This window comes from Pseudomonas carassii, from assembly GCF_036324045.1.
In the GTDB taxonomy this organism is placed as follows: domain Bacteria; phylum Pseudomonadota; class Gammaproteobacteria; order Pseudomonadales; family Pseudomonadaceae; genus Aquipseudomonas; species Aquipseudomonas peradeniyensis.
Genome location: NZ_JAZDCT010000018.1, coordinates 36,491 through 58,960, shown reverse-complemented (window position 1 = coordinate 58,960; position 22,470 = coordinate 36,491). Strand labels below are relative to the sequence as shown.

The following is a 22,470-nucleotide window of genomic DNA, read 5'->3' as shown; positions in this document are numbered from 1 at the left end:
GGCGATGATCGGGGCGCGGTCTCGCCGCTAGGCTTGCCGCTTGCGTCCTATCAGGAAAGCCGTCGTGAAGATTCATACCTGCGTCATCGATACCCTCGATCCCCATGCCCGCGGCCGTCAGGTCGGCGAGCGCTTTGCCGGGCAGATCGGCGAGACCACCCAGCTGTACCTGGACTTCTTCCCCCGTGTCGGTGTGACGTTGGCAGAAGCGCAGCGCATCGGTGAGAACAGCCTGGCCGCCCTCGAGGCCTGGAGCCCAGACCTGGCGGCGGAAATCGCTGGCCTGGCCAGTGGCAGCGGCCTGCCGTTGTGGCAGTTGGCGAGCCTCAACGCCCGCACCGAGGTGCTGGCGGCACGCACCCGCCACAGTGAATGCTCCACCACCGTGCACGCCCCCCGTGGCCCGCGAGCGCCGCAGACCCTGCAGACCTGGGACTGGCACGACAGCCTGTGCCCCCATGGCCTGATGCTGGCTCTGCGCAGCCGCCGGGGCCTGGCGGTCAAGCTGTTCTGCGAGTTCGGCATGCTGGCCAAGCTGGGGGTCAACAGCGCGGGGCTGGGCCTGCACTTCAACATCCTTCATCACCGTAGCGACAACACCGCTGGCGGTGTGCCGGTGCATGCCATCGCCCGACGGCTGCTGGAGGAGGCATGCAGTGTCGACGAGGCCATCGAGCTGGCCCGTTCGGCGCGGGTCAGCGCCTCCACCGTGCTCACCGTGTTCTCCCGCGAGGACCGCAGCCCACGTGCGGTGAGCATCGAGCTGAGCCCCGAGCGCACGGCGCTGGTGCTGCCCCGCGAAGATGGCTGGCTGTTGCACACCAACCACTTCCTCGACCCGCAGCTCAGCGCTGGCGAGCAGGTTGCCGACCGGGCCGAGACCGAGGGCCGGCTGGCCCATCTGCAACAGGTGGTCGGCCAGATGACCAGCGCCGACCCGCGTGCCCGTGCCGAGGCCATGTGCGGCGCCGCGGGTGATACCGCGCCGATCTGTTTCCATCCGGACCTGACGCTGCCCGACACCGAGCGCTGGGAGACCCTGCTCAGCGTGGCCATCGACACCGAGCACGGCCATCTCGACTACGTGGCCGGCACCCCGCTGCAACTGGCCAAGGCTGGCTGCCAACGCTTCTGAGCCCATCCGCATCACGAGAACAACAACAATGCATGCACAACCTTCCCGCTCCGCCTTGCGCACCTTCTGCGTCTCCGGCCTGGGCACGGCCCTCGAGTTCTATGATTTCATCATCTATGGCACCGCCGCCGCGCTGGTGTTTCCCCAGGTGTTCTTCCCTGGGCTGGACCACCTGACCGCCACCCTTGTGGCGTTCAGTGCCTTCGGCGCGGGGTTCCTCGCCCGGCCCCTGGGCGGCCTGGTTTTCGGCCATTTCGGCGACCGCGTCGGTCGGCAGAAGGTGCTGGTCACCACCTTGCTGCTGATGGGGCTGAGCACCTTCCTCATCGGTTGCCTGCCGGGGCACGCCAGTCTTGGCGTGGCTGCGCCGGTCCTGCTGGTGCTGTTGCGCCTGGTCCAGGGCTTTGCCGCCGGGGGCGAGTGGGGCGGCGCCGCGCTGTTCGGCATCGAGTCGGCGCCGCCTGGCCGGCGCGGCCTGTGGGGCAGTTTCACCAGCATGGGCATCGGCGTGGGCGGCATTCTCGGTGCGGCGGTATTCGCCCTGGTCAGCGCCGCGTTCGATGACAACCTGGTGGACTTCGCCTGGCGGATCCCGTTCTGGCTGGGAGGCACCCTGGTGCTGATCGGCCTGTATGCACGGCTGAAGACGCCGCTGACCGCATCCACCGTCAAACCCGTGCGGGCGCCTCTGGCCCAGGCCCTGCGGCAACGGCCACGGCAGCTGCTGCTGTGCACCGGTATCGCCTTCGGTTACTGCACCATTGCCTACATCGGCAGCACGTTCTTCCTGACCTACGCCACCCAGGTGGGGTACGGCAGCACCGAGGCTCTGATGTTCGACCTGACTCTGTCGGTGGCCATCGTGCTGTCGGCGCCGCTGTTCGGGCACCTGTCGGACCGCCTGGGGCGGCGTGTGGTGATGGTGTTCGGGGCGCTGGTCATGGCGTTGGGGCTGTTCGTCTTTTTTGCCCTGGTGGACATGCGCCACTTCGGAGTCGCCCTGGTCGCCTACAGCCTGGTCGGTGCGCTGATGGGCGCCACACAGGGGCCGATTCCGGCATTTCTGGGCGAACAGTTTCCCCGGGAAATGCGCTACTCGGGCATTTCCGCCAGCTACCAGGTCGGCGCGGCGCTGGGGGGCGGGACGGCGTCGAGCATTGCCACGGCGATCCTGATTCTCAACGGGCATGATCCGCTGGGCGTCGCGTTGTACGGGGCGGCAGCGCTGGCACTGGTGGCGTTGTGTTCGTTGGGGTTGAGGGAGACGGCGGGGCTGAGCATGGCGCAGATCGATGGACTGGGCGAGGGGAGAGAAGAGGGGGGATTATTGCGAGGTTCGGCGCTGGAGCGGTGACGGTCGAGTGCTGAATCACGCTGTTCTCGAGATCGAGTGCCGCCTGTGCGGAACTCGATCTTGTTTTCGTTGCAATGCGCCCTCCGACGACCACGGAAAATACAATGTTCAGAACACAACGCACTCCGCTATATAGCTCGGTTGTTGCGTGATTTTTAATCAGTTCATGTTTTGCTCAATCTGCCCGAAAACCAGAAAGTTGAACCAGCAGGTCACGTACGACTAAAGTCAGGTGTCTCCCACTCGTGTCTACAAGTACTGTGGGGCCAGACAGTCATCAAGTTCGATTGTTGGACAATTTTGTTTCGTCAACCCCTCTACCCGCTTTGCTACGGGCTATCCAGTGACCCTGCGGTCATGCCAAGAGCCATGTGGTAATTAGCAGTCGTTAACTTTTCCGCGAGCGTTCCAACGAACAACGCTCAACTTTCTAAAGTTATTGCATGTGTGCCGATACCCTCGGTAACCGTGCTGGGAAGTTCCAAGTACTGCGATTCTCGCTGTGCCTTTGCCTGCGAATGGGTGTTGTATGTCGTACCTGTCTGCTACTGCTTGTCGTCAATTATCGCTGTCTGTCGTGCTGGCTTGCCTGTGCGCCGGCAGTGTGCACGCCGAGACATTTACGCCTGGGCAGGAAGTGCTGCACCAACAGCAACAGCAGCAACACGACCTGCAGCAACTGCAACTGGAACAACGTCGCCGGCAACTGCAACGCGGCGCGTTCACCTCGCCCGACACCACCCCACAGGCTCCCCAGGCCGTGGCCCCGGATGCGCGCTGCTGGCCGCTGACCGGGGTGCGCATCGGCGGTGTCACGCTGATCGACCGCGCCACCCTCGATGCCCGCATCGACCCCCTGGTGGCCGCGTGCATGGGCGTGGGGCAGATCAACCAGCTGCTGGCGGGCATCACCGCGCTGTACCTGGAAAAGGGCTATATCGCCAGCCGCCCCTACCTGAGCAGCGCCCCGGCGGCCGGGCAGTCGCTGGATATCCTGGTGGACGAAGGTTATCTGGAGGCCATCGAACTGGCCGACCAGCGCCTGCCAGTGTCCTTGGTCGGGGCCTTCCCCGGCATGCTCGGCGAGCCGCTGAACCTGCGCGACCTTGAGCAGGGCCTGGACCAGCTCAACCGCCTGCGTTCGGTGGACCTCACCGCCGACATCGCCCCTGGCAGCCAGCCGGGGGCCTCACGAATCATCCTGCGTCCGCGCAGCGCCGGCCAGCCCCGGGTTTCCGTGGGCCTGGGCCTGGACAACCTCGGCAGCGCCAGCACTGGCCGCGACCGCAGCGTGCTCAGCCTGAGCCTGGACAACCCGCTGGCGCTCAACGACCTGCTCAGCCTGTCGGCCAGCGACACCCTCAACCAGGGCGACCGCTACAGCCGCAACGCCAGCCTGTACTACGCGATTCCCTATGGCTACTGGACTTTCAGCCTGTTCGCCAGCCATGCCGAGTACCGCTCGCCGATCAAGCTCAGCACCCTGACCCTGCACAGCACCGGCATCACCGACCAGCTCAGCCTGCGCGGCGAGCGCGTGCTGTGGCGCGACCAGCGCCATCAACTGAGCGCCAGCCTGCAACTGGCGCACAAGGATGTCGACAGCGAGTTCGCCAAGGTCCGCCTGGACGTGCAGAGCCCGACGCTGACGGTGGCCGAAGCCGGGCTCAACCTGTTCTGGCTCGACAGCGCGGTGTGGAACCTGGACCTCAACTACGCCCAGGGGCTGCACTGGTTTGGCGCCGACGACGATGCCGACCGGCCGGTGCCCGACCTGCCCATGGCGCAGTTTCGCAAGTACCGCGCCGGCCTCGGCCAGTGGCGCAATGGCCAGCTGCTGGGCCAGGCCTGGCAGTGGCAGAGCCAGCTCAACCTGCAGTACAGCCCCGACCCGCTGCCGGCCATCGAGCAGTTGCTCGGCACCGACGATTCCGCCGTGCGCGGCTACCGCCTCAGCAGCTTGTCCGGGGCCAGCGGCGCGGTGTGGCGCAACACCCTGCGCCTGCCGCTGCAGCCCCAGGGGCCGCTGACCATCACCCCGCGGCTGGGGCTGGACCACGGCTGGATCAAGGCCGACCACGGCGCTGCCAGCCAGCGCCTGAGCGGCGCGAGCCTGGGCCTGAACCTGAGCTGGAAGGCGCTACAGCTGGACGTTGACTACCAGCGCAGCCTGACCACCCCCAGCGGTTACCACCGCGAGCCCGAGGTCTGGCTGTTCAGGGCCGCCGTGCAGATTTGAGCGCACCGAATTAGCAGTACCGACATGGAGAGTGACCTATGCCCAAGACCCCCTTTACCTTCAACCTGTCCCCGCAAGGCAAGCTGCGCTGGGCGATAGCCAGCCTGTTCCTGGCCGCGAGCCTGCCCCAGGCGCTGGCCGGCGGCGTCGTGGTCGCCCCCGGCCCCGGGGGCACGGCGCAGTTGCAGACCCAGGGCGGCGTGCCCATCGTCAATATCGTCGCGCCCAACGGCGCGGGCCTGTCGCACAACCAGTTCCTCGACTACAACGTCGATCGCCAGGGGCTGGTGCTGAACAACGCCTTGCAGGCCGGTCACTCGCAGCTGGCCGGTGAGCTGGCGGCCAACCCGCAGTTCCAGGGCCAGGCGGCGAGCGTGATCCTCAACGAAGTGGTCAGCCGCAACGCCTCCGCCATCAATGGCGCCCAGGAAATCTTCGGCCGCGCCGCCGACTACGTGCTGGCCAACCCCAACGGCATCTCGGTCAACGGCGCCAGCTTCATCAACGCGCCCAATGCCAGCCTGGTGGTGGGCCGCCCTGAACTGGACGCGGGCCGGCTCAAGGCCCTGGGCACCCAGGACGCCAGCGGCCAGTTGCAGGTGCAGGGCGCCGGCCTGCGCAACGACGGCGGCTCGGTCAACCTGATCGCCCCGCGCATCGACAGCCAGGGCCGTCTGGATGCCCGCGACCAGCTCAACCTCACCGTGGGCCGCAACCAGGTGGACTATGCCAGCGGCCAGGTCAAGGTCGTCGACCGCGGCGCGGCCAGTGGCGAGCAGCGTATCGACGCCAGCCTGTTCGGCGCGATGCAGGCCGGGCGCATCAATATCGTCAGCACCGCGCAGGGTGCCGGGGTGCGGGTCGGGCCGGGGCAGATCGACGGCCGCGACGGCGTGCGCATCGACTCGGCGGGTGACCTGAACGTCAGCGGCGCCGCCGTGGCCGACTCGCTGGAAGCGACCCGTGCGGGCGTGCGCAGCAGCCAGGGCGATGTCCAATTGCGTGGCGACCAGGACCTGACCCTGGCCGCCGCCGACGTGGCCGGGCGCGACGTCAAGCTCGACGCCGGACGCAACCTCACCCTGAGCACCGTGCAAAGCCGCAAGCTCCAGGAAAAACGTGAGAACTGGCGCAGCGGCGCGCTGGGCATTGACTGGGAGACCTACCAGCGCACCCAGACCGACAGCGACACCCGTGAGCATGGCGCTCGGGTCGTGGCCCAGCGCGATGCCCGCCTGAGCGCCGGCCAGGACCTCACCCTCAGCGCCGCCAGCCTCGAGGCGCCCGGCCAGCTGAGCCTGAACAGCGGCGCCGACCTGCGTCTGACCGCCGCCACCGAGCGCCAGGTGCAGACCGACCAGGGCAAGCACACCAAGGGCTTCTGGAAGGCCGACTGGGACACTCGCAACGAAACCCAGCGCAGCGTCACCAGCCAGCTCAAGGGCGGCGACATCGAACTGCGCGCCAAGGCGTCGGTGTTGACCGAGGGCGCCCAGCTGACCAGTGGCCAGGACATCCGCATCGCCGGCAAGCAGGTGCAGATCAGCAACGCCTCGCACACCGACCAGCGTGACAGCCAGAACCAGCAGAGCAAGTTCTTCGGCGTCAGCCACAACGAGGCCAAGCAGAACAGCCGGGAAAGCACCGCAGTGCGTAGCGAGCTGGTGGCCGGTGGCAGCGTCGGCCTGAGCAGCGCCGAAGGCATCGATGTGGTCGGCTCGACGGTCAAGGCCACCGGCGCTTTGAGCGCCGAGGCGGCGGGGGATCTCAAGGTCGCCTCGGCCCAGGACACCCGCGAACACAACAGCGACAGCAGCAGCCGTGGCTTCGTCGCCTCGGCCAAGGAGACCGCGCCGGGCTCCGGACAGTATCGTGCCGGCGTCGGCTATGCGAGCGATCGGAAGAGCGCCGGTGGCAACCAGGTCAGCCAGCAGGGTTCCAGCCTCAGCGGCAGCGAGGTTCAGCTGACCGCTGGCGGTGACCTGACCGTCAAGGGCGCCGCGGTGAAGTCCACCGCAGGCGATACCAGCCTGGCCGGCAAGCAGGTGTCGCTGTTGGCCGAGCAGGACAGCCGCAGCGAGTCCAGCGACAGCCGCCACACCGGGGGGGGCATCTACCTCACCGCCGGCCTCGACCGTGCCGGTGCCGGGGTCGACTTCGCCCATCGCACCGAGCAAGACACTTCGAGCAGCACCACGGCGAAGACCACTGGCATCGACAGCGCCGGCAGGTTGAACATCAAGGCCGATACCCTGGCCAGCGAGGGCGCGCAGGTGAACAGTGGCGGCACCCTGAGCGTCAGCGCAGGCCAGGTGGACAACCGCGCGGCCCGTGATACCACTAGCAGCAGCCACCAGCAGAGCAGCTGGACGGCGGATGTCGGCGTCAACGTCGAGTACAAGGACATCGCCCGGCCGATCGCCGGGGCGGTCAAGGATGTGGTGGACGGCAAGGTGTCGGTCAAGGACGCCCTCGACGGCAAGCTGCCGCTCAACGACGTCAAGGACGTGCTGGACGGCAAGACTTCGCTGACTGCCGCTCTGGGCAAACTGGGTACGCCGAACCTGGGCGTCGACCTGGCCGTGGGCCATGCCAGCCAGCAACAGGGCGAGCAGACCGGTACCGCGGTGGTCAGCCAGTTCAACAGTCAGGGTGTCGACCTGAACGTGACCGGCGCGCTGAAGGACCAGGGCACTCAGTACAACGCCAACGGCGGCGCGCTGAGCGTCAAGGCCGGCTCGCTGCAGGCCGACGCGGCCAGCAACACCCATAGCCGCAGCGAGCAGCAGGTGAACGCCGATGTGTCTGCCCGGGTCTACACCAAGACCGGTGAGGACCTGAATGTGACCGCCAACGGTTCGGGAGGGAGCAAGCACCTGGCCGAAGACAAATCCACGGCCGTGGTCGGTGCTTTCAGTGGCAACCAGGGCTTGAACATCCAGGTCGATGGCGATGCCCGCTTCGAAGGCAGCCGCCTCGACGGCGGCCAGGGCGCGGTGACCGTCAACACCGGCGGCAAGCTGGCCCTGGAGCAGGCCAGCAACCATGCGCGTCGAGACACCAGCAGCCTCGCTGGCAGCGGTTCGTTGACCGTGGGCACCTTGCCGGTGGGCGACAAGGTCGATCTGGGGGCTGGGTTCCAGCTCGACCATGCCGGCGAGCACAGTGTCGACAGCAAGGCCCAGGTGGCGAGCATCAGCGGCAACGGCCCGGTGCGACTGGGCAGTGGTGGCGACCAGACCTTGCAAGGCACGCGCATCGACGTGAACGGCCCGGTCGAACTCAAGGCCGGTGGCGCCCTCGACCTGCAGGCCGCCAGCGACACCCGGACCGTCAGCGGCAGCCATCTGGGCGGTGGCCTCAACCTCGGCGGCAAGGCTGCCACCGGTGAGCAGGGCCGTGACCTGAGCGGCAAGCTGGGCGGTAACTTCAATGTGGGCCAGACCAACGAACGCTCGCAGACCCTGGCCGGCGGCCAGCTTAACAGCCATGGCAACGTGGACCTGGCCGGCCAGTCGGTGCATCTGCAGGGCACCCAGGTCGGTGCCACGGGCGTCAACGTCAGCGCAGGCGAGGGTGGCCTGGCGCTGGAGTCGGCGCAGTCCACCCAGGCCCGCACCAACTGGGGCGTCGAGGTGAAGGCCGGGAGCAACCTGAGCCGCAATACACCGGCGGACGCCGGGCAAAAGGTCAGTTCGTCACATGACTTCGACCTGGGCGGCAAGGTGCAGGTGGACCATCTGCAGGCCACCACCCAGCAGAACAGCCATATCACCGCTGGCGATGTGACCCTGAACAGTGCCGGCGCGGCGCAACTCAGCGGCGCACGGGTCGACGGCCAGCAAGTCGGCGGCAAGCTGGCGGGCGGGTTGACGGTCGCGGAGCGCCAGGACACCAGTACCTCGGTGCGGGTCGACCTGGGCGCAGGCCTGGCCGGCAAGCCGGGTGAGGCGAAGGAGGGCCAGGACAAGCCAGGCTTCGACTACACGCCATCGTTCAATGCCCAGGGCGAGTTCGTGCGCAAGGCCGGGGTCACGGAGGCTTCGGGCATCGCGGCGCAGCGTGGGCTAGGGCTGCAGGTCAAGGGCGTGGAGCAGGGCGGCACTACGCTCGGGGCCGAGGTCAAGCCGCTTGGCTACCAGGTCAAGGCCACCCTCGATCTGCCCAAGCTGCCGGAGGCTGGCCTGCCCAGCGTGTCGCTGGAGGGTGGCAAGCTGAAGGTCGGGCCGGTGACGGTCGAAGGCCAGGTTGACGGCCTGACCAACAAGGGCTGACAGGGCCGCCTTGCGGCCCATCGCGGCACAAGGCCGCTCCTACAGGCGAACGCGTATCCCTGTAGGAGCGGCCTTGTGCCGCGATGGGCTGCAAAGCAGCCTCGGCGAGCCCAAGTCGGACGCCAATTTTCAGCACCTTAAAAGGGCTGCCTGTTGCTGCTTGCCCTGCGCAGGCTTGTCCGATCCCACCCCCCTAGCTGTCCGCCATTGCCCTGAACCCCCAGCCTGTCCCCGTCTTACTGTTGCTTCCTACCCACCACAAGAAAACGCCGTGCCCAAGCACGGTAGAAGAGGGGAGCACCATGCCGCTTTTCCCACCGCTGCCGTGCGCAGCCGCCCTGACCACCCTGGCCCTGCTGCTCGGCGGTTGCCGCGACGACAGCAAGCCCGTCGCCATCCAGGCAGCCCCCGCGGACCCTGCGTTGGCCGCGCTGTACGCCAACACCTGCCAGACCTGCCACGCCAACCCCGCGTCCGGCGCGCCCCTGGCAGGCGACGCGGCAGCCTGGGCACCGCGCCTGGCCCAGGGCGTCGACCGCCTGCTGGACCACAGCATCAACGGCTATCAGGGCATGCCGCCCATGGGCCTGTGCATGCAGTGCAGCGAGGCGCAGTTCCTCGCCCTGATCGGCTACATGTCCGGCCAGTCCCTCCATTGAGCGCAAGGTACTCCCATGGCGATTCACCTGTCCCGTCGTCGCTGGCTGCAACACACCGGCGCGGCCTGCGCGTTGCTCGCGCTTTCCGCCAACCCGGCACTGGCGCAACTGTTGCGCGCGCCACGGCTGATCCCCTGGCGCAACTGGTCCGGCGCGCAGAGCTGCCTGCCCGAGGCGCGGCTGGCGCCGCAGAGCCTCGACGAACTGGCCCAGGCCATCCGCCAGGCCCCTGGCAGGGTACGCCCGGTCGGTTCGGGGCATTCCTTCAGTGCCCTGGTGCCCACCGACGGCACCCTGCTGTCGCTGGGCTACTTCAACGGCCTGCTCGACCACGACCCTGCCACCCTGCAGGCCGAGTTCGCCGCCGGCACGCCGATGTCGGCGATGGGCGCGGCGCTCAAGGCGGTTGGCCAGGCGCTGCCGAACATGGCCGACATCGACTACCAGACCCTGGCCGGCGCGATCGCCACCTCGACCCATGGCACCGGTGTCGGCTTTGGCTCGTATTCCTCGCGGGTCACCGGACTGCAACTGGTCACGGCCAGTGGCGAGGTCCTCGACTGCGACAGCCATCGGCACCCCGAGGTGTTCGCCGCGGCGCGGGTGTCCCTCGGCGCGCTGGGCGTGGCCACCCGGATCCGCCTGCAGAACCGCGAGGCCTTCCGCCTGCGCGAGCGACAATGGATTGCACGCACCGACGAGTTGCTGGAGGACGTGGAGAAGAACACCCGGGAAAACCAGCATTGGGAAATGCTGGTGATCACCCATTCCGACTACGCGCTGTCCATCGCCCTCAACGAGACCAATGACGCCGTCACCGCCGCCCAGGATCCGGCCAGCGAAGGCGGCAACGAATTCGTCAGCCTGATCGAGAAGCTCGACAAATACGGCAGCGACTTTCCCGCGGCCCGGCGAGCGTTGCTCAATAGCCTGCGGCATGTCGCCAACTTCGACGAGCGGGTCGGCGACTCATACGAGATCTTCGCCAACGTGCGCAACGTGCGGTTCAACGAAATGGAGTACTCGGTACCCGCCGAGGATGGCCCGGCCTGCCTGCGGGAGATCCTCGCGCTGATCCGCGAGCGCGACCTGCGCACCTGGTTTCCCATCGAGTACCGCTACGTCAAGGCCGACGATATCCCGCTGAGCATGTTCGAAGGGCGCGACAGCTGCTCGATCTCGGTGCACCAGCACTACAGCATGGACCACCACAACTTCTTCGCCGCCATCGAACCGATCTTCTGGAAATACGCCGGGCGCCCGCACTGGGGCAAGCTGCACACCCTCAATGCGCGCACCCTGCAGCCGCTGTATCCGCGCTGGAAGGCGTTCACCGAGGTGCGCCAGGCGCTGGACCCGACAGGCAAGTTCCTCAATGGCCACCTGGCCTCGATCCTCGGCGTGGGCTGAGCACAAGGAGATGTGATGAACAGACGCAAATTCCTGGTCGGCGCAGCGGGAGCCGGTGTGCTGCTGGCTGCTGCCGGCGCCTGGCTGCGCCCTGGCGCCCAAGGGGCGCCGCACGACGACTATTTCGCCAGGTTGCAGCGCGAGCTGCGCGAGCACGGGCCGATGCGCCCTGTGATGCTGATCGACCTCGACCGCCTGGACCACAACATCGACGTGGTGACCCAGTCGGTGCGCCGTGCCGGCAAGCAGCTGCGCCTGGTGGAGAAGTCGCTGCCCTCGCCGCAGTTGCTCGACTACATCGCCCGGCGCGCCGATACCCGCCGGCTGATGTCGTTTCACCAGCCGTTCCTCAACCACGATGCGCTGCGCTTCCCGGAGGCCGACATCCTGCTTGGAAAGCCGCTGCCGGTGCGTTCGGCGCAACTGTTCTACGAAGCGCATCGCGGCGCCTTCGACCCGGCCAGGCAACTGCAATGGTTGCTCGATACCCCCGAGCGCCTGCAACAGTACCTGGCGCTGGCCCAGGGACTGGGCACCCGGCTGCGGATCAATATCGAGCTGGATGTCGGCCTGCACCGTGGCGGGGTCAAGGACTCGGCGCAGCTGGAGCGGATGCTGGCGATCATCGCCGCCAATCCCCGGCACCTGGCCTTCGCCGGCTTCATGGGCTACGACCCCTTCGTCGGCATGGGCGTGCCGGGCATCCTCGGATCGCCCCAGGCGCTGTTCGGCAAGGTCATGGGCTTGTACGACGGCTTCGTCGACCACGCCCGCAGCCACTACCCCGGGTTGTGGCGCACGGACCTGACCCTCAACACCGCCGGCAGCCCGAGCTACCGCATGCACGAGCACGAGCGCACCAGCAGCGAGGTATCGGTGGGTTCTGCGTTGCTCAAACCCACCCACTATGACCTGCCGTCGTTGGAGGACCACCAGCCAGCGGCCTATATCGCCACGCCGGTGATCAAGCGCACGGGGGCGGTGCAGATTCCGGCGCTGGACGGCAAGTCGGCGTTGTTCGCCTGGTGGGACCCGAATCAGCGCGAGACCTTCTTCATCTATGGCGGCAACTGGCTGGCCGAGCCCGAGTCGCCCAAGGGGCTACGCTTCAACGGCCTGTACGGACGCAGCTCCAACCAGGAAATGCTCAATGGCTCGGCGGCGGTGGGCCTGCAGGTCGACGACCAGGTGTTCCTGCGCCCGACCCAGTCCGAGGCGATCCTGCTGCAGTTCGGTGACCTGCTGGCGGTACGCGGCGGGCGGATTGTCGAGCGCTGGCCGGTGTATGCGTAGCGGGGTGCTGCGCAGTCCGTAATTCATGCATTCCCCTGAATGGGCCGTCCCTTTCAAGTTCAAGATTGCCGGGGTCGCTTTGCGACCCTTTCGCGGCACAAGGCCGCTCCTACAGGGAGTGCGGTCGTCTGTAGGAGCGGCCTTGCCGAGGCGTCGGACCGGCCGGAAAGGGCCGCAAGGCAGCCCCGGCGATCAAGACGTAAACGCTGAAAGTAGCAACGGATCGGACCTCACAAACTAAACGGCAAACTCAGCTTGACCCACAGCATCTCCCCCTCCGGCCTGTTGCGCACCGCGAACTCCTTGGCCCAGCGCGCCTCGATGCTGGCGTACTCGAGGAAGGTGTAATGCAGCGCCGGGCCGATGGCGAACACCTGCCCGCGTACCCCATCGTCGACATCCTCACCCATGAAGCTCACGGTCCGGCCGAACTGCCTGTCGTCAGTGGTCTGCTTCACGTAGTAGCCATTGACCCCCAGGCGCAGGTTGTCGGTTACCCGGTAGCTGGCCGAATAGTCGAAGTGGAACAGCTGCCCCGAGCGGTAGTCAGTGTCGTGGTTCTCTTCGTTGAAGCTGTAGGTGGCCTTGACCGATACCTCACTGCGTTCGCTGGGCAGCCAGGTCGCCGACAGCAGCGGCTTGTAGGTATAGAAGTTGTTGCTGGTGTTGGCCATGCGCGTGGCTTCGTAGTCGCCGGTGGGCAGGGTGATCTCCAGCGCCGCGCCGAGGGTGAGGTCCGCCCCCATGTCCCACAGGATGATCGGTGCGATGGTGACGTCGCCCTGGCTTTCGCGGCGGCTGCGCTGGCCGAACATCGCCACCTGCTGGCGCATGTAGGGCTGCGCCACGTAGCCACCGACCCGCCCGCCGAACAGGCGTAGCGGGCTGAGGTAGTCCAGCCGCGGAATGATCGCATCGGAGGTGATCTTCACCTGCTCGACCTTGCCGCCGAGCGAGCTGATATCCAGCTTTCGCGCCTGGTAGTGGTTGTAGTAGAGGTTGAAGGCGAACATGTGCGCCGGCAACTGGTCGACGTTCAGCGGCAGGACGAAGAAACCGTCGGTGCCGGGGCCGATATTGTCCACGCCGTTTTCGGTGGCATGGGCGGGGAGGGTGAGGCTGGCGCTGAGCATGCAGGCGGCTGCCGGGGGCAGCCAGGCGAGGCGGGTCGGGTTCATGGTCGGGCTCGTTCTTATTGTTGTGGGCGAGCGGCGTCGTGCCGCCCTATACAAATAAGCGCTGGCCGTCAGGGGGCGCAGGGCCTTGCCGGACAGGCAGGGGGGCTTTGCCGGACACTCTGCAATATTTTGTTACTCTCGCCGTTGGGGGGTGTCCCTGCGCGATATGATGACGGCGCCGAGCGCAGTGCCCCCGACAACAAGAACCTCAGGCGCCTCGGCCCGGGAGTAGCCTTTCATGCCCAGTACCCCCCTCGACCCGCAACTCGACCTGGCGCTGGCGTCGCCGTTCATGTTGCAGACCCTGGTCCAGCTCGCCAGCGACCGTGGCCTGGACGGCGAGCGGCTGTGCCGCGGCTTGGGCTTCACCCCGGCCGAGTTGCAGGATCCGGCCCAGCGCATCGCCTGTCGCCAGGCGGTGGCGTTGATCCAGCGCGCCCTGCAGGCCTTGCCCGGGCAGGGCCTGGGGCTGTGGGTCGGGCATCGCAACGTGCTGGGCACCCTGGGCCTGCTGGGGCACGTGCTGTCGCTGTGCCGGACCCTGCGCGATGCCTTCGAGGTGGGCATGCGCTACCAGCACGCCAGCGGCGGCATCGCGGTCTACGGCCTGCACGAAGGCGCGCGGGAAACACTCATCGAGGTCGAATGCCGGCTGCCCTACGCCGAGATTCAGGTGTTCGCGGTGGAGGAGTTCTTCGCCAGCCTGATGGTCTATGGCCGGACGCTGATCGGTGCCGAGTTCCAGCCGATGCGCTTCGAGTTCACCCATGCCGCGCCGGCCTACCGGGACAGCTACGTGCAACTGCTAGGGCCGGCGGTGACGTTCGGTTGCCTGCACAATCGCATGGTAATTGCCAGCCGCTGGCTCGACCAGCCGCTGCCCGGCCATCAGCCGGTCGCCCTGCGCCAGGCGCTAAAATTGCTGGAGCTGGAGTGCGCGCCGCTGCAGCACAAGGCCAGCCTGCTGCAGAGCGTGGAGCGCGCCATCGCCCGCGACCTGCCCGAGGGCTGCCGGATCGACAGTGTCGCCACCGACCTCAACATGAGCAGCCGTACCCTGCGCCGGCACCTGACCGAACACGGCGTGACCTTCGAAGGCTTGCAGGAGCAGGTGCGCCAGTCGCGGGCGATGAGCCTGCTGGGCAACCCGAACATGCCCATCGAACGCATTGCCGAGGCACTGGGCTACAGCGATGTGCGCGGCTTTCGCCGGGCGTTCAAGCGCTGGACCGGACAGAGCCCCTCGGCCTGGCGCGACAGCCCGGTCCTTTAGGATGTTCGCTCAGACCGCCGAGAACACCGACCCAGTCATCCGCTCGCTCAGCAGCTCCAGCGCCCGCAGCCCCGCCAGCGAGTTGCCCGAGGCGTTCAGCGCCGGCGACCACACGCAGATGCTGTAGCGCCCCGGCACCACCGCGACAATGCCGCCGCCCACGCCGCTCTTGCCTGGCAGGCCGACCCGGTAGGCGAAGTTGCCGGCCTCGTCATACAGCCCGCTGGTGGCCATGATCGCGTTCACCTGCTGCGCCTGACGCGGGCTGAGCACCTGCTCGCCGCTGTGCGGGCAGTAGCCGCTGTTGGCCAGGAAGGCAAAGCCGCGGGCCACGTCGGCGCAGCTCATCGACAGCGCGCAATGGTGGAAGTAGCTGCGCAGCACCGCATCGACATCGTTGTGGAAGTTGCCGAAGGCCTGCATCAGGTAGGCCATGGCTGCGTTGCGCGCGCGGTGCTGGTATTCCGACTCGGCTACCACGGTGTCGCTGACGATGCGCGGGTTGGCCGCCAGGCGACGGACGAAATCACGCATCGACAGGGTGGGGGTGGCATAGCGCGACTGGTTGATGTCGCAGATCACCAGTGCCCCGGCATTGATGAACGGGTTGCGTGGCCGGCCTTTCTCCACCTCCAGTTGCACCAGCGAGTTGAATGCCTGGCCCGAAGGCTCGTAGCCCAGCCGCGACCAGATGTCCTCGCCACTGTGGTTGATCGCCTGCACCAGGCTGAACACCTTGGAGATGCTCTGGATCGAGAACGGCGTATGCGCATCGCCTGCGCAGTGCAGCTGGCCGTCCAGGCTCTGCACGGCGATGCCCAGCTGGTTCGGGTCGACCTGGGCGAGGGCGGGGATGTATTGCGCCACCTGGCCCTGGGCGAGCAGGGGGCGGACGTGGTCGAGGATCTCTTGCAGGAGTGCTTGCATCGGGAAACCTGGTACGAAGGAAAGGCGCGTTCGAAACGTTCAGGTAGACGATGGCTGCTGGCTGCGGAGCACATCGATTGCGTGATCGTCGCGCAGCGGCTAAAGTCACGCTCCAGGCGTTCGCTGCGCCCGCGGTCCGCGCGAAGGGGTTACCCAGGCACTGAACAGTACATTCCATACCAGCTCCCGGCTTGTCGGCGGACCGAGCCTCACAAGGAGTTGGCATGCCTGCCATCGATGCATCCCGTCACCACGGCCTTCTCGACCTGTCTGCGCTACGCAAGCGCGCCAAGCGCCTGCTCAAGGCACTGGACACCGATACCCGCACTCAACTGAACGCCCTGGGCCTGCCCGGCCCCGACTATCGCTTGGCCGACACCCAGTGGCTGGTGGCTCGCCAGGCCGGCTTCGCCAGCTGGCCGAAGCTCAAGGCCCATGCCGACGCGGTGGCTTTCGCCGCCCGCCACCCCGGGTTTGCCGCCGATGACCAGGCGCGGGTGCAGCACTGGCGCTGTGGCAGCGACATCGAGCACAGCCTGCGGATCGCCGGTTTTTCCGGGGTGTTCCACATGTTCGATGATCCCATGGTGATGGGGCCGGTGCCGGCCCTGCCCGAGGAGGATTACTGGCGCACGCGCACGGCCTATGTGCAACGGGTGTTCAGACTCGACACCGCCGACCTGGCGCAACGTCAGGCCCGGCAGCGCGCGGCACTGGCGCAGTTGGACGGCAACAGCGAACTGGTGCTCTGGTGCGAGGCGGATGCCTACGACCAGCTGTTTCTGATCCGCGTGCTGGCCAGCCTGGCCACGTTGCCCAGGCGCCTGGAACTGATCGAGGTCGAGCGGGTGCCGGGTATCGAGCGCTTCATCGGCATCGGCCAACTGGCCCCCGACGTGCTGGCCTGGCTGTGGCCGCAACGACGGGCCCTGGGCGAGGAGGCTCTGGCTCTGGCACGCCAGGCCTGGAGCGCCTATACCGCGCCCGATCCCCAGGACTGGGCCGGGCTTGCTGGCCGCCGGCACGAGGCGTTGCCCCTGCTGGGCGCGGCGCTGGCTCGGCAGCTGCTCGAGTTGCCGGGGGCCGATGATGGTCTGAGCCTGACCGAGCGCCTGACACTGAGGATATTGGCCCGCCACGGCGAGCTGCCGGCCGGGCGTGTGTTCGGCGAGTTGATGGCACGTGAAGAACCGTTGCCGTACCTGGGCGACCTGATGTTCCAGGTGCTGCTGCGGCCACTGATCGACACATCACGTCCGCTGCTGCACGAGGGGCCCGGCGAGCACTGGCAGCAGCGGCCGTTGCGCCTGAGCGCGCTGGGCGAGCGGGTGCTGGCTGGCCAGGTGAACTGGCTGGACCTGGAGCCTGCCGAGCGTTGGGTGGGGGGCGTGTGCATTGGCGCCGGGCAGGCGCCATGGGTGGTAAACGCACAAGGGCAGGTGTGGCGGCGCTGAGTGGCCGACGTGCCCCTCGAGGCTGGAATCAGAACCTGCTGCGCACGGTCAGCATGAGGTTGCGTGGGTCGCCGTAGAAGTTGTTGTAGGCCGAATTGCCCACCGTCGCGTAGTACTTCTTGTCGAACAGGTTGTTGGCGTTGAGGGTTGCCGACCAGTGCTCGTCAATCCGGTAATCCAGGCTGGCGCTCCAGATCGTGTAGCCCGACTGCAGGAACTTGTAGTCGACCGGGTTGCCATCGAAGCGGCCAGTGGACGGGTTGAACGGGCTGACCGTGCCTTGCTTGGAGGTGCCGCTCTGGCTGGTCGCGCCCAGGCCGACCTTCCAGTCCTGCAGCCCGCCGGGCAACTGCCAGGTGCCCCAGACCTTGAGCAGGTGCTTGGGCGTGACGCCTTCGAAGCTACCACGACCGTCGCTGGCGTCCTTGGCCTCGAGGCGGTTGTAGGTGTAGCCGGCCGTCAGTTGCAGGCCGCGGGCGACTTCGCCGCTGATCTCGGCGTCGAAGCCCTTGCTGGTGACCTGGCCGGCGTTGAAGTAGCAGCAGGTGGCCTCGCTGCCAACTGGACCGCTGCCGTTTTCATCGTAGACGGCGGTGTCCTGTTGCTCGATCCGGTACACCGCGAACGAGCTGTTGAGGCGACCGTCGAGCCACTGGCCCTTGAGGCCGACCTCGTAGTTCTTCGAGGTGGCGGGCGCGATCTGGGCGCCACTGGTGTCGGTGTTGCCGGCCTGGGGAGTGAAGGTTTCGGCATAGCTGGTGTAGGCGGTCCAGCGATCATTCAGGTCGTAGGTGAGGCCGGCGTAGGGGGTGAACACGCCGTTTTTGTGCTGCGTTTGCGGACGTGAGGGCGGGGTGGTTCCGTCGTAGAAGTCCTGTTTGTTCTGAAAGCTGTAGTCGGTCAGGCGCCCGCCGAGAATGAACTTGAGGTCATCGCTGAGCGCCAGGCGCGTCATGCCGTAGGCGGAGCGGCGGATCTCAGGTAGCTGTTGTTTCTTGTTCGGCGTGCTGCCCAGGTCCTGCGGCGGGGTGCGTCCGCCGAGGTCCACGGGAATGCCAGAGATCAGGCCGGTGCGCTGGATCACCGAGCCGACGGTGTTGGTGTAGTCCACGCCCAGCAGCACGTCATGATGGCGGTCGAAGGCATCGAACCCGCCCTTGAGGTAGCTGTTGACCGTCTTGCGCACGCTGCCGCCCTTGTTCGGGTACTGGTGCCAGCTCGGCCCGGTGCCGGTTTGTGGGTCCACGCCACCGAAGTAGTACAGACCGGTGGAGTCGCGGTCGATGTCGACGTAGGTCAGGTCGGTGGTCAGCGACCATTCACTGGTGAGATTGTGCTCCAGCCGGGTGTACAACTGCGTGGTCTTTTCCCGCACGGTGTTCCAGTTGGAGGTAAACGCGGTGTGACGTGGCAGCTTCAGGTCGGCACCGTCGCTGTAGCGCGGCAGCCCGGCGAAGTAGGGTACGCCATCGTTGTCCTGGACGCTGCCGCCGACGGTGAGCACGGTGTCTGGCGTCAGGTCGAGTTCAAGCGAGCCATAGGTCAGCGAGTTGCGGGTATCGACGTAGTCCAGAAACGACTTGCTGTCCTGGTACGCCAGACCGAGACGGCCACGCAGGGCCGCGCTGTCCACCAACGGTCCGGTGACGTCCAGCTCGCTGCGGTAGTTGTCCCAGCTGCCGGCCGAGGCGGCGAAACTCAGGTGCTGCTCGCGCAGGGCGCGCTTGCGCACAAGGTTGACGGTGCCGCCGGGATCGCCGGTGCTGGAGTACAGTCCATCGACGCCGCGCAGGAACTCGACGCGCTCGTACTGGGCCATGTCCAGCTGGCTGAGCGAACCGTAGCCGGCGATGGAGCTGGTCAACGGCGCGCCACCGTCGAGGGTGGTGTTGGACACCGCGAAGCCGCGGGAGAAGAAGTTGCTCTCGTTGCCCATGGCCGCCTGGGAGATCCCGCCCTTCTGCACCGAGACACCGGTCATCTTGCCCATCACGTCGGTCAGGCTGTTGAGGTTCTGCTCCTCGATGCGCTTGCGGGTGATCAGCGAAACCGAGTGAGGCACTTCGCGCAGCGAAGTCGCCACCTTGCTGCCCACTGTTGCGCTGGCGGCGGTATAGCTGTCGGCATCGTCCTGCAGGCTCTGGCTGTCGATCTGCGTGGCACCCAACTGAACGGCGTCGTCGTGCGCCAGGGCGACCAGCAGGTAGACGCCATTGGCCTGACGGACCGCCTGCAGGCCGCTGCCCGCCAGCAGCACGGCAAACCCCTGGTCGATACTGTAGCGGCCTTGCAGGCCGGAGGAGCGCAGGGCCCGGGTGGCCGCGCCGTCAAACGACAGCGCCACCCCGGCCTGGCTGGCGAAGCGGCTCAGGGTCTCGGTCAGGTTGCCGGGCGCAATGTCGTAGACCCGGGTCTGGGTGCTGCTGGCCGATGCGGCCAGGGCGATGCCGGGCAACGCGAACGTCGTGCCCAGTGAAAGGTGGATGGCCAACGCCAATGCCGAATGTACCGAGTGCCGCGTGCTCATGCTTCCCTTCCCAAGTGGTTGAGTGGTGTCAGATGGAAGGAAGGGCCGAACGAGCGCGCATGAAAGTGCAATCTCGGGCAAAGAAAATCAGCCGCGCGCGGTCACTGTCACCCAGTAACGGGTGCGTCGCTGCACGTCCAGGGCGAAGGCGCTTTGCAGCGCCTCCAGGGCCAGGTCGGTATCGGTGATGGGGAAGGCGCCGGAAATCCGCAGGGCGGCCACGGCCGGGTCGCAGCGCAGCACACCGGGACGGTAGCGCGACAGTTGCGCGAGCAGTTCGGCCAGGGGCTGTTCGATGGCGATCAGGCTGCCATCCTGCCAGGCGCCGACCGAGGCGTCATTGACGCGTATGCGACCGATGCCCGACGGGCCGAAGCCGACCCGCTGTCCGGCTTCCAGGCGTAGCGGCTGACTGCCTTCGGCCGAGACCCGCACGGCCTTCTCCATGACCGCCACTTCGCAGCCCTGCTCGCCGGTGCTGACAAGGAAGCGGGTGCCCAATGCCTGCACCTGTCCGAAACGGGTCTCGACCAGGAAGGGGCGAGCGGTCGGGTCCGTGCCGGTACTGATGGCCAGCTGGCCGCGATGAAGCACCAGCAGGCGTTGGCGATCATCGAAGCGCACGTCGACCGCGCTGTCGGTGTCGAGGGTCAACTGGCTGCCGTCGGCCAGGGTGAAGGTGCGACGCTCACCCACGGTGGTATGGTGGCTGGCCCGCAGGGCCAGGCTCAGGTCGCTGCGCCAGCCCAGGGTTGCCAGTGTTCCGCCACCGAGCAGGCAGGCCAGGCCGTAGAGTACCTGGCGTCGTGATTGTCCGGCCGCCAGCAAGGTCGAGGCCGCCAGCTGGCCCGGCATGCGTCCGAGGTTGTCGCTGATCGCCTGCATGCGTTGCCAGGCCTGTTGGTGCAAGGGATCGCTGTCATGCCATCGTTGCCAGCACGCCTGCTCCTGGGCGTCGGCCGTCCCTGAAGCCAGCCGCGCATACCAGTGCGCCGCTGCGCGGATTGCCTCGCGCTGGGCGGGTGTCGGCGTCACGCGTGGGTGTCCCATTGCAGCAGGCAGATGTGCTCCATGGCCTTGGCCATGTGGCTGTTCACCGTGCGCAGGGAGATACCCAGCTGCGTGGCGATCTGGGCGTAGGTGAGACCGTCGAGCTGGGACAGGATGAAGACCTGGCGAATGCGTGTGCCCAATCCCGCCAGCAGGCGGTCCAGTTCTACCAGGGTTTCGAGCAGGATGGCTTGGGTTTCAGCACTGGGGACCTGAGCCTCGGGCAGGTTGGCCAGGGTGTCGAGGTAGGCCTGCTCCAGTGAGCGTCGCCGCAGCAGGTCGATCATCAGACCTTTGGCCACGGTGCTCAGGTATTGGCGTGGCTCGCGGATTTCCAGTGCGGTACGGGCTTTGATCAGCTTGACGAAGGTGTCCTGTGCCAGGTCGGCGGCATCGCAATGATTGCCCAGACGCTTGCGCAGCCAGCCACGCAGCCAGACACTGTGCTGGGCATAGAGGGTACTGACCGCGGAGGGTAGGGCAGAGGACTCGGCCGACATGGATAAATTCTTAAATGGGAATTTATCGCATTATTGTGTATTTCCCAGTGGGCTGGCAACGGGATACGAGAGAAGGGCCGCTCCACAGGGGCTGCCATGGAGCGGCGGATGGTTTACGCCGTCGCCTCGAAAGCCACGTGGTATTGCACGCTGCCCTGCGGCATATCACCGCTGAAGGCCAGGGCCTGGAAGTACTCGGCCGGCACGCCCGGCAGGCTCAGGCCCGGTTGGGCCTTGAAACCGAAGCGGCCATAGTACCCTGGGTCGCCCAGCACTACGCAGCCTTGGCCACCCAGCCCGTGCAGGCGGGCCAGCGCGGCGTTGATCAGCGCCGAGCCGATGCCCTGGCCCTGACGTTGCGGCAACACCGAGACCGGTCCCAGTCCGTACCAGCCAGTGACGCCCGACGACAGGGTCACCGGGGAGATCGCCACATGGCCGACGATGACACCAGCCTCCACGGCCACCAGCGATACCGTCAGCGCTCCGGCTCGGCGCAGGGCGGTGACGATGAACTGCTCGGTGTGGCTGCTGTGATCGGCGTTGGCAAAGGCGGCTTCGGTCAGGTGGCCGATGGTGGTGGCGTCCTCCGGGCGTTCGTCGCGCAGGGTGATGCCATTGTCGAGATGCCGGCGCGTGTCGGCGTCGATCAGGCCGCGCAGGGCCTCGAACAGCGGTGTGGCGGCGGTGTAGCGCTTACCGTAGTCGAGGTTGAAGGCATAGTCGAAGCCCGGCGGGTTGCGGCCCTGGTTGTGCTGCAGCAGGGTCTCCAGCTTGTCGAGGGCCTTGACCGCCTGGGCCTCGACTGAGGTGGCGGCCTCGTATTCCTCCCACAACGCCATGATCTCGTCACGCAGGGCGGCGTCCAGACTCGACATCAGGTGCAGCAGGTCTTCGCGCTCCTGCCGGCTCTTGTCGGGGAAGCCCTGTTTGCTGACGGCCGGGACGTCGCCGCTGATGGCCTCGCCCAGGTCGTGGACCAGGCACATCTTCAGCACCTTGAGCAGGTCGAGGTCGCCCAGTTCGTCGGCGAAGGTGATGGCCATCAGGCACAGCCGCCAGGTGTGCTCGGCGGTGCTTTCGGCGCGGCCGCTGGAGGTGTGGGCGCTGCGGATGACGCTCTTGAGTTGTTCGGCCTGGCGCAGGAAGGCGAGGCGGTTCTGCAGTTTTTCGATGTTCATGGTGACTCCATGTCCT

15 protein-coding genes and 1 pseudogene are annotated in these 22,470 nt (G+C 66.9%); 9 read left to right on the top strand and 7 right to left on the bottom strand.

The window, feature by feature from the left end:
• The first annotated feature begins 64 nt into the window (after positions 1-64).
• The 7 genes from V0R62_RS15025 (at position 65) to V0R62_RS14995 (ending at position 12,364) form a co-directional block, all read left to right on the top strand.
• Positions 65-1,135: a C45 family peptidase gene (locus tag V0R62_RS15025; protein ID WP_330104296.1), complete on the top strand. Its 1,071-nt coding sequence runs from the start codon at positions 65-67 to the stop codon at positions 1,133-1,135.
• A gap of 28 nt (positions 1,136-1,163) precedes the next feature.
• A complete protein-coding gene (locus tag V0R62_RS15020; protein ID WP_330104295.1) occupies positions 1,164-2,489 on the top strand; it encodes an MFS transporter in 1,326 nt (441 codons plus the stop codon).
• A 529-nt stretch (positions 2,490-3,018) separates the two neighbouring features.
• Positions 3,019-4,728 carry a ShlB/FhaC/HecB family hemolysin secretion/activation protein gene (locus tag V0R62_RS15015; RefSeq protein ID WP_330104294.1) on the top strand — a complete coding sequence of 570 codons (1,710 nt, stop codon included), beginning with the start codon at positions 3,019-3,021 and terminating at the stop codon, positions 4,726-4,728.
• A 38-nt stretch (positions 4,729-4,766) separates the two neighbouring features.
• Positions 4,767-9,002 (top strand): hemagglutinin repeat-containing protein, encoded by a 4,236-nt coding sequence (locus V0R62_RS15010; protein WP_330104293.1) that lies wholly within the window; start codon positions 4,767-4,769, stop codon positions 9,000-9,002.
• Positions 9,003-9,304: 302 nt separating this feature from the next.
• A complete protein-coding gene (locus tag V0R62_RS15005; protein WP_330104292.1) occupies positions 9,305-9,661 on the top strand; it encodes a c-type cytochrome in 357 nt (118 codons plus the stop codon).
• Between the two features lie 15 nt (positions 9,662-9,676).
• A complete protein-coding gene (locus V0R62_RS15000; RefSeq protein ID WP_330104291.1) occupies positions 9,677-11,071 on the top strand; it encodes a D-arabinono-1,4-lactone oxidase in 1,395 nt (464 codons plus the stop codon).
• A 15-nt stretch (positions 11,072-11,086) separates the two neighbouring features.
• Positions 11,087-12,364 (top strand): DSD1 family PLP-dependent enzyme, encoded by a 1,278-nt coding sequence (locus tag V0R62_RS14995; RefSeq protein WP_408005689.1) that lies wholly within the window; start codon positions 11,087-11,089, stop codon positions 12,362-12,364.
• A 230-nt stretch (positions 12,365-12,594) separates the two neighbouring features.
• Here V0R62_RS14995 and V0R62_RS14990 read toward each other — a convergent pair whose 3' ends face one another.
• Positions 12,595-13,497, bottom strand: a complete 903-nt coding sequence (locus tag V0R62_RS14990) for a SphA family protein (RefSeq protein WP_330104330.1) — start codon at positions 13,495-13,497, stop codon at positions 12,595-12,597.
• Positions 13,498-13,780: 283 nt separating this feature from the next.
• Here V0R62_RS14990 and V0R62_RS14985 point away from each other — a divergent pair, with 283 nt between their 5' ends.
• A complete protein-coding gene (locus tag V0R62_RS14985) occupies positions 13,781-14,815 on the top strand; it encodes an AraC family transcriptional regulator (RefSeq protein WP_330104290.1) in 1,035 nt (344 codons plus the stop codon).
• A gap of 9 nt (positions 14,816-14,824) precedes the next feature.
• On the opposite strand, the gene glsB is transcribed toward V0R62_RS14985, so the two are convergent.
• The gene (glsB, locus tag V0R62_RS14980; RefSeq protein ID WP_050705163.1) at positions 14,825-15,742 is read right to left on the bottom strand and encodes a glutaminase B; all 918 of its coding nucleotides are present in this window, start codon (positions 15,740-15,742) and stop codon (positions 14,825-14,827) included.
• Between the two features lie 224 nt (positions 15,743-15,966).
• Here glsB and V0R62_RS14975 point away from each other — a divergent pair, with 224 nt between their 5' ends.
• On the top strand, positions 15,967-17,196 hold the full coding sequence (locus tag V0R62_RS14975; protein WP_330104289.1) for a DUF1835 domain-containing protein: 1,230 nt from the start codon (positions 15,967-15,969) through the stop codon (positions 17,194-17,196).
• 28 nt (positions 17,197-17,224) lie between these two features.
• On the opposite strand, the gene V0R62_RS14970 is transcribed toward V0R62_RS14975, so the two are convergent.
• The 5 genes and pseudogenes from V0R62_RS14970 to V0R62_RS14950 all read right to left on the bottom strand — a co-directional run.
• Positions 17,225-19,723 (bottom strand): TonB-dependent siderophore receptor, encoded by a 2,499-nt coding sequence (locus tag V0R62_RS14970; protein ID WP_330104288.1) that lies wholly within the window; start codon positions 19,721-19,723, stop codon positions 17,225-17,227.
• Between the two features lie 87 nt (positions 19,724-19,810).
• Positions 19,811-20,758, bottom strand: a complete 948-nt coding sequence (locus V0R62_RS14965; protein WP_330104287.1) for a FecR domain-containing protein — start codon at positions 20,756-20,758, stop codon at positions 19,811-19,813.
• On the bottom strand, positions 20,755-21,273 hold the full coding sequence (locus V0R62_RS14960) for a sigma-70 family RNA polymerase sigma factor (RefSeq protein WP_186732588.1): 519 nt from the start codon (positions 21,271-21,273) through the stop codon (positions 20,755-20,757). Before V0R62_RS14960 ends, V0R62_RS14965 begins: the two co-directional genes overlap by 4 nt.
• A 113-nt stretch (positions 21,274-21,386) precedes the next feature.
• The gene (locus V0R62_RS14955; RefSeq protein WP_330104329.1) at positions 21,387-21,887 is read right to left on the bottom strand and encodes a GNAT family N-acetyltransferase; all 501 of its coding nucleotides are present in this window, start codon (positions 21,885-21,887) and stop codon (positions 21,387-21,389) included.
• Positions 21,888-21,896: 9 nt separating this feature from the next.
• A pseudogene (locus V0R62_RS14950) lies at positions 21,897-22,454 on the bottom strand (HD domain-containing protein); the annotation flags it as partial.
• Positions 22,455-22,470: the final 16 nt, after the last annotated feature.

Bases quoted from the DNA above. Each gene is read 5' to 3' on its own strand.
- V0R62_RS15020 (WP_330104295.1), top strand. From the start codon at position 1,164: ATGCATGCACAACCTTCCCGCTCCGCCTTGCGCACCTTCTGCGTCTCC.
- V0R62_RS15015 (WP_330104294.1), top strand. From the start codon at position 3,019: ATGTCGTACCTGTCTGCTACTGCTTGTCGTCAATTATCGCTGTCTGTC.
- V0R62_RS15010 (WP_330104293.1), top strand. From the start codon at position 4,767: ATGCCCAAGACCCCCTTTACCTTCAACCTGTCCCCGCAAGGCAAGCTG.
- V0R62_RS15005 (WP_330104292.1), top strand. From the start codon at position 9,305: ATGCCGCTTTTCCCACCGCTGCCGTGCGCAGCCGCCCTGACCACCCTG.
- V0R62_RS15000 (WP_330104291.1), top strand. From the start codon at position 9,677: ATGGCGATTCACCTGTCCCGTCGTCGCTGGCTGCAACACACCGGCGCG.
- V0R62_RS14995 (WP_408005689.1), top strand. From the start codon at position 11,087: ATGAACAGACGCAAATTCCTGGTCGGCGCAGCGGGAGCCGGTGTGCTG.
- V0R62_RS14990 (WP_330104330.1), bottom strand. From the start codon at position 13,497: ATGCTCAGCGCCAGCCTCACCCTCCCCGCCCATGCCACCGAAAACGGC.
- V0R62_RS14985 (WP_330104290.1), top strand. From the start codon at position 13,781: ATGCCCAGTACCCCCCTCGACCCGCAACTCGACCTGGCGCTGGCGTCG.
- glsB (WP_050705163.1), bottom strand. From the start codon at position 15,742: ATGCAAGCACTCCTGCAAGAGATCCTCGACCACGTCCGCCCCCTGCTC.
- V0R62_RS14975 (WP_330104289.1), top strand. From the start codon at position 15,967: ATGCCTGCCATCGATGCATCCCGTCACCACGGCCTTCTCGACCTGTCT.
- V0R62_RS14970 (WP_330104288.1), bottom strand. From the start codon at position 19,723: ATGAGCACGCGGCACTCGGTACATTCGGCATTGGCGTTGGCCATCCAC.
- V0R62_RS14960 (WP_186732588.1), bottom strand. From the start codon at position 21,273: ATGTCGGCCGAGTCCTCTGCCCTACCCTCCGCGGTCAGTACCCTCTAT.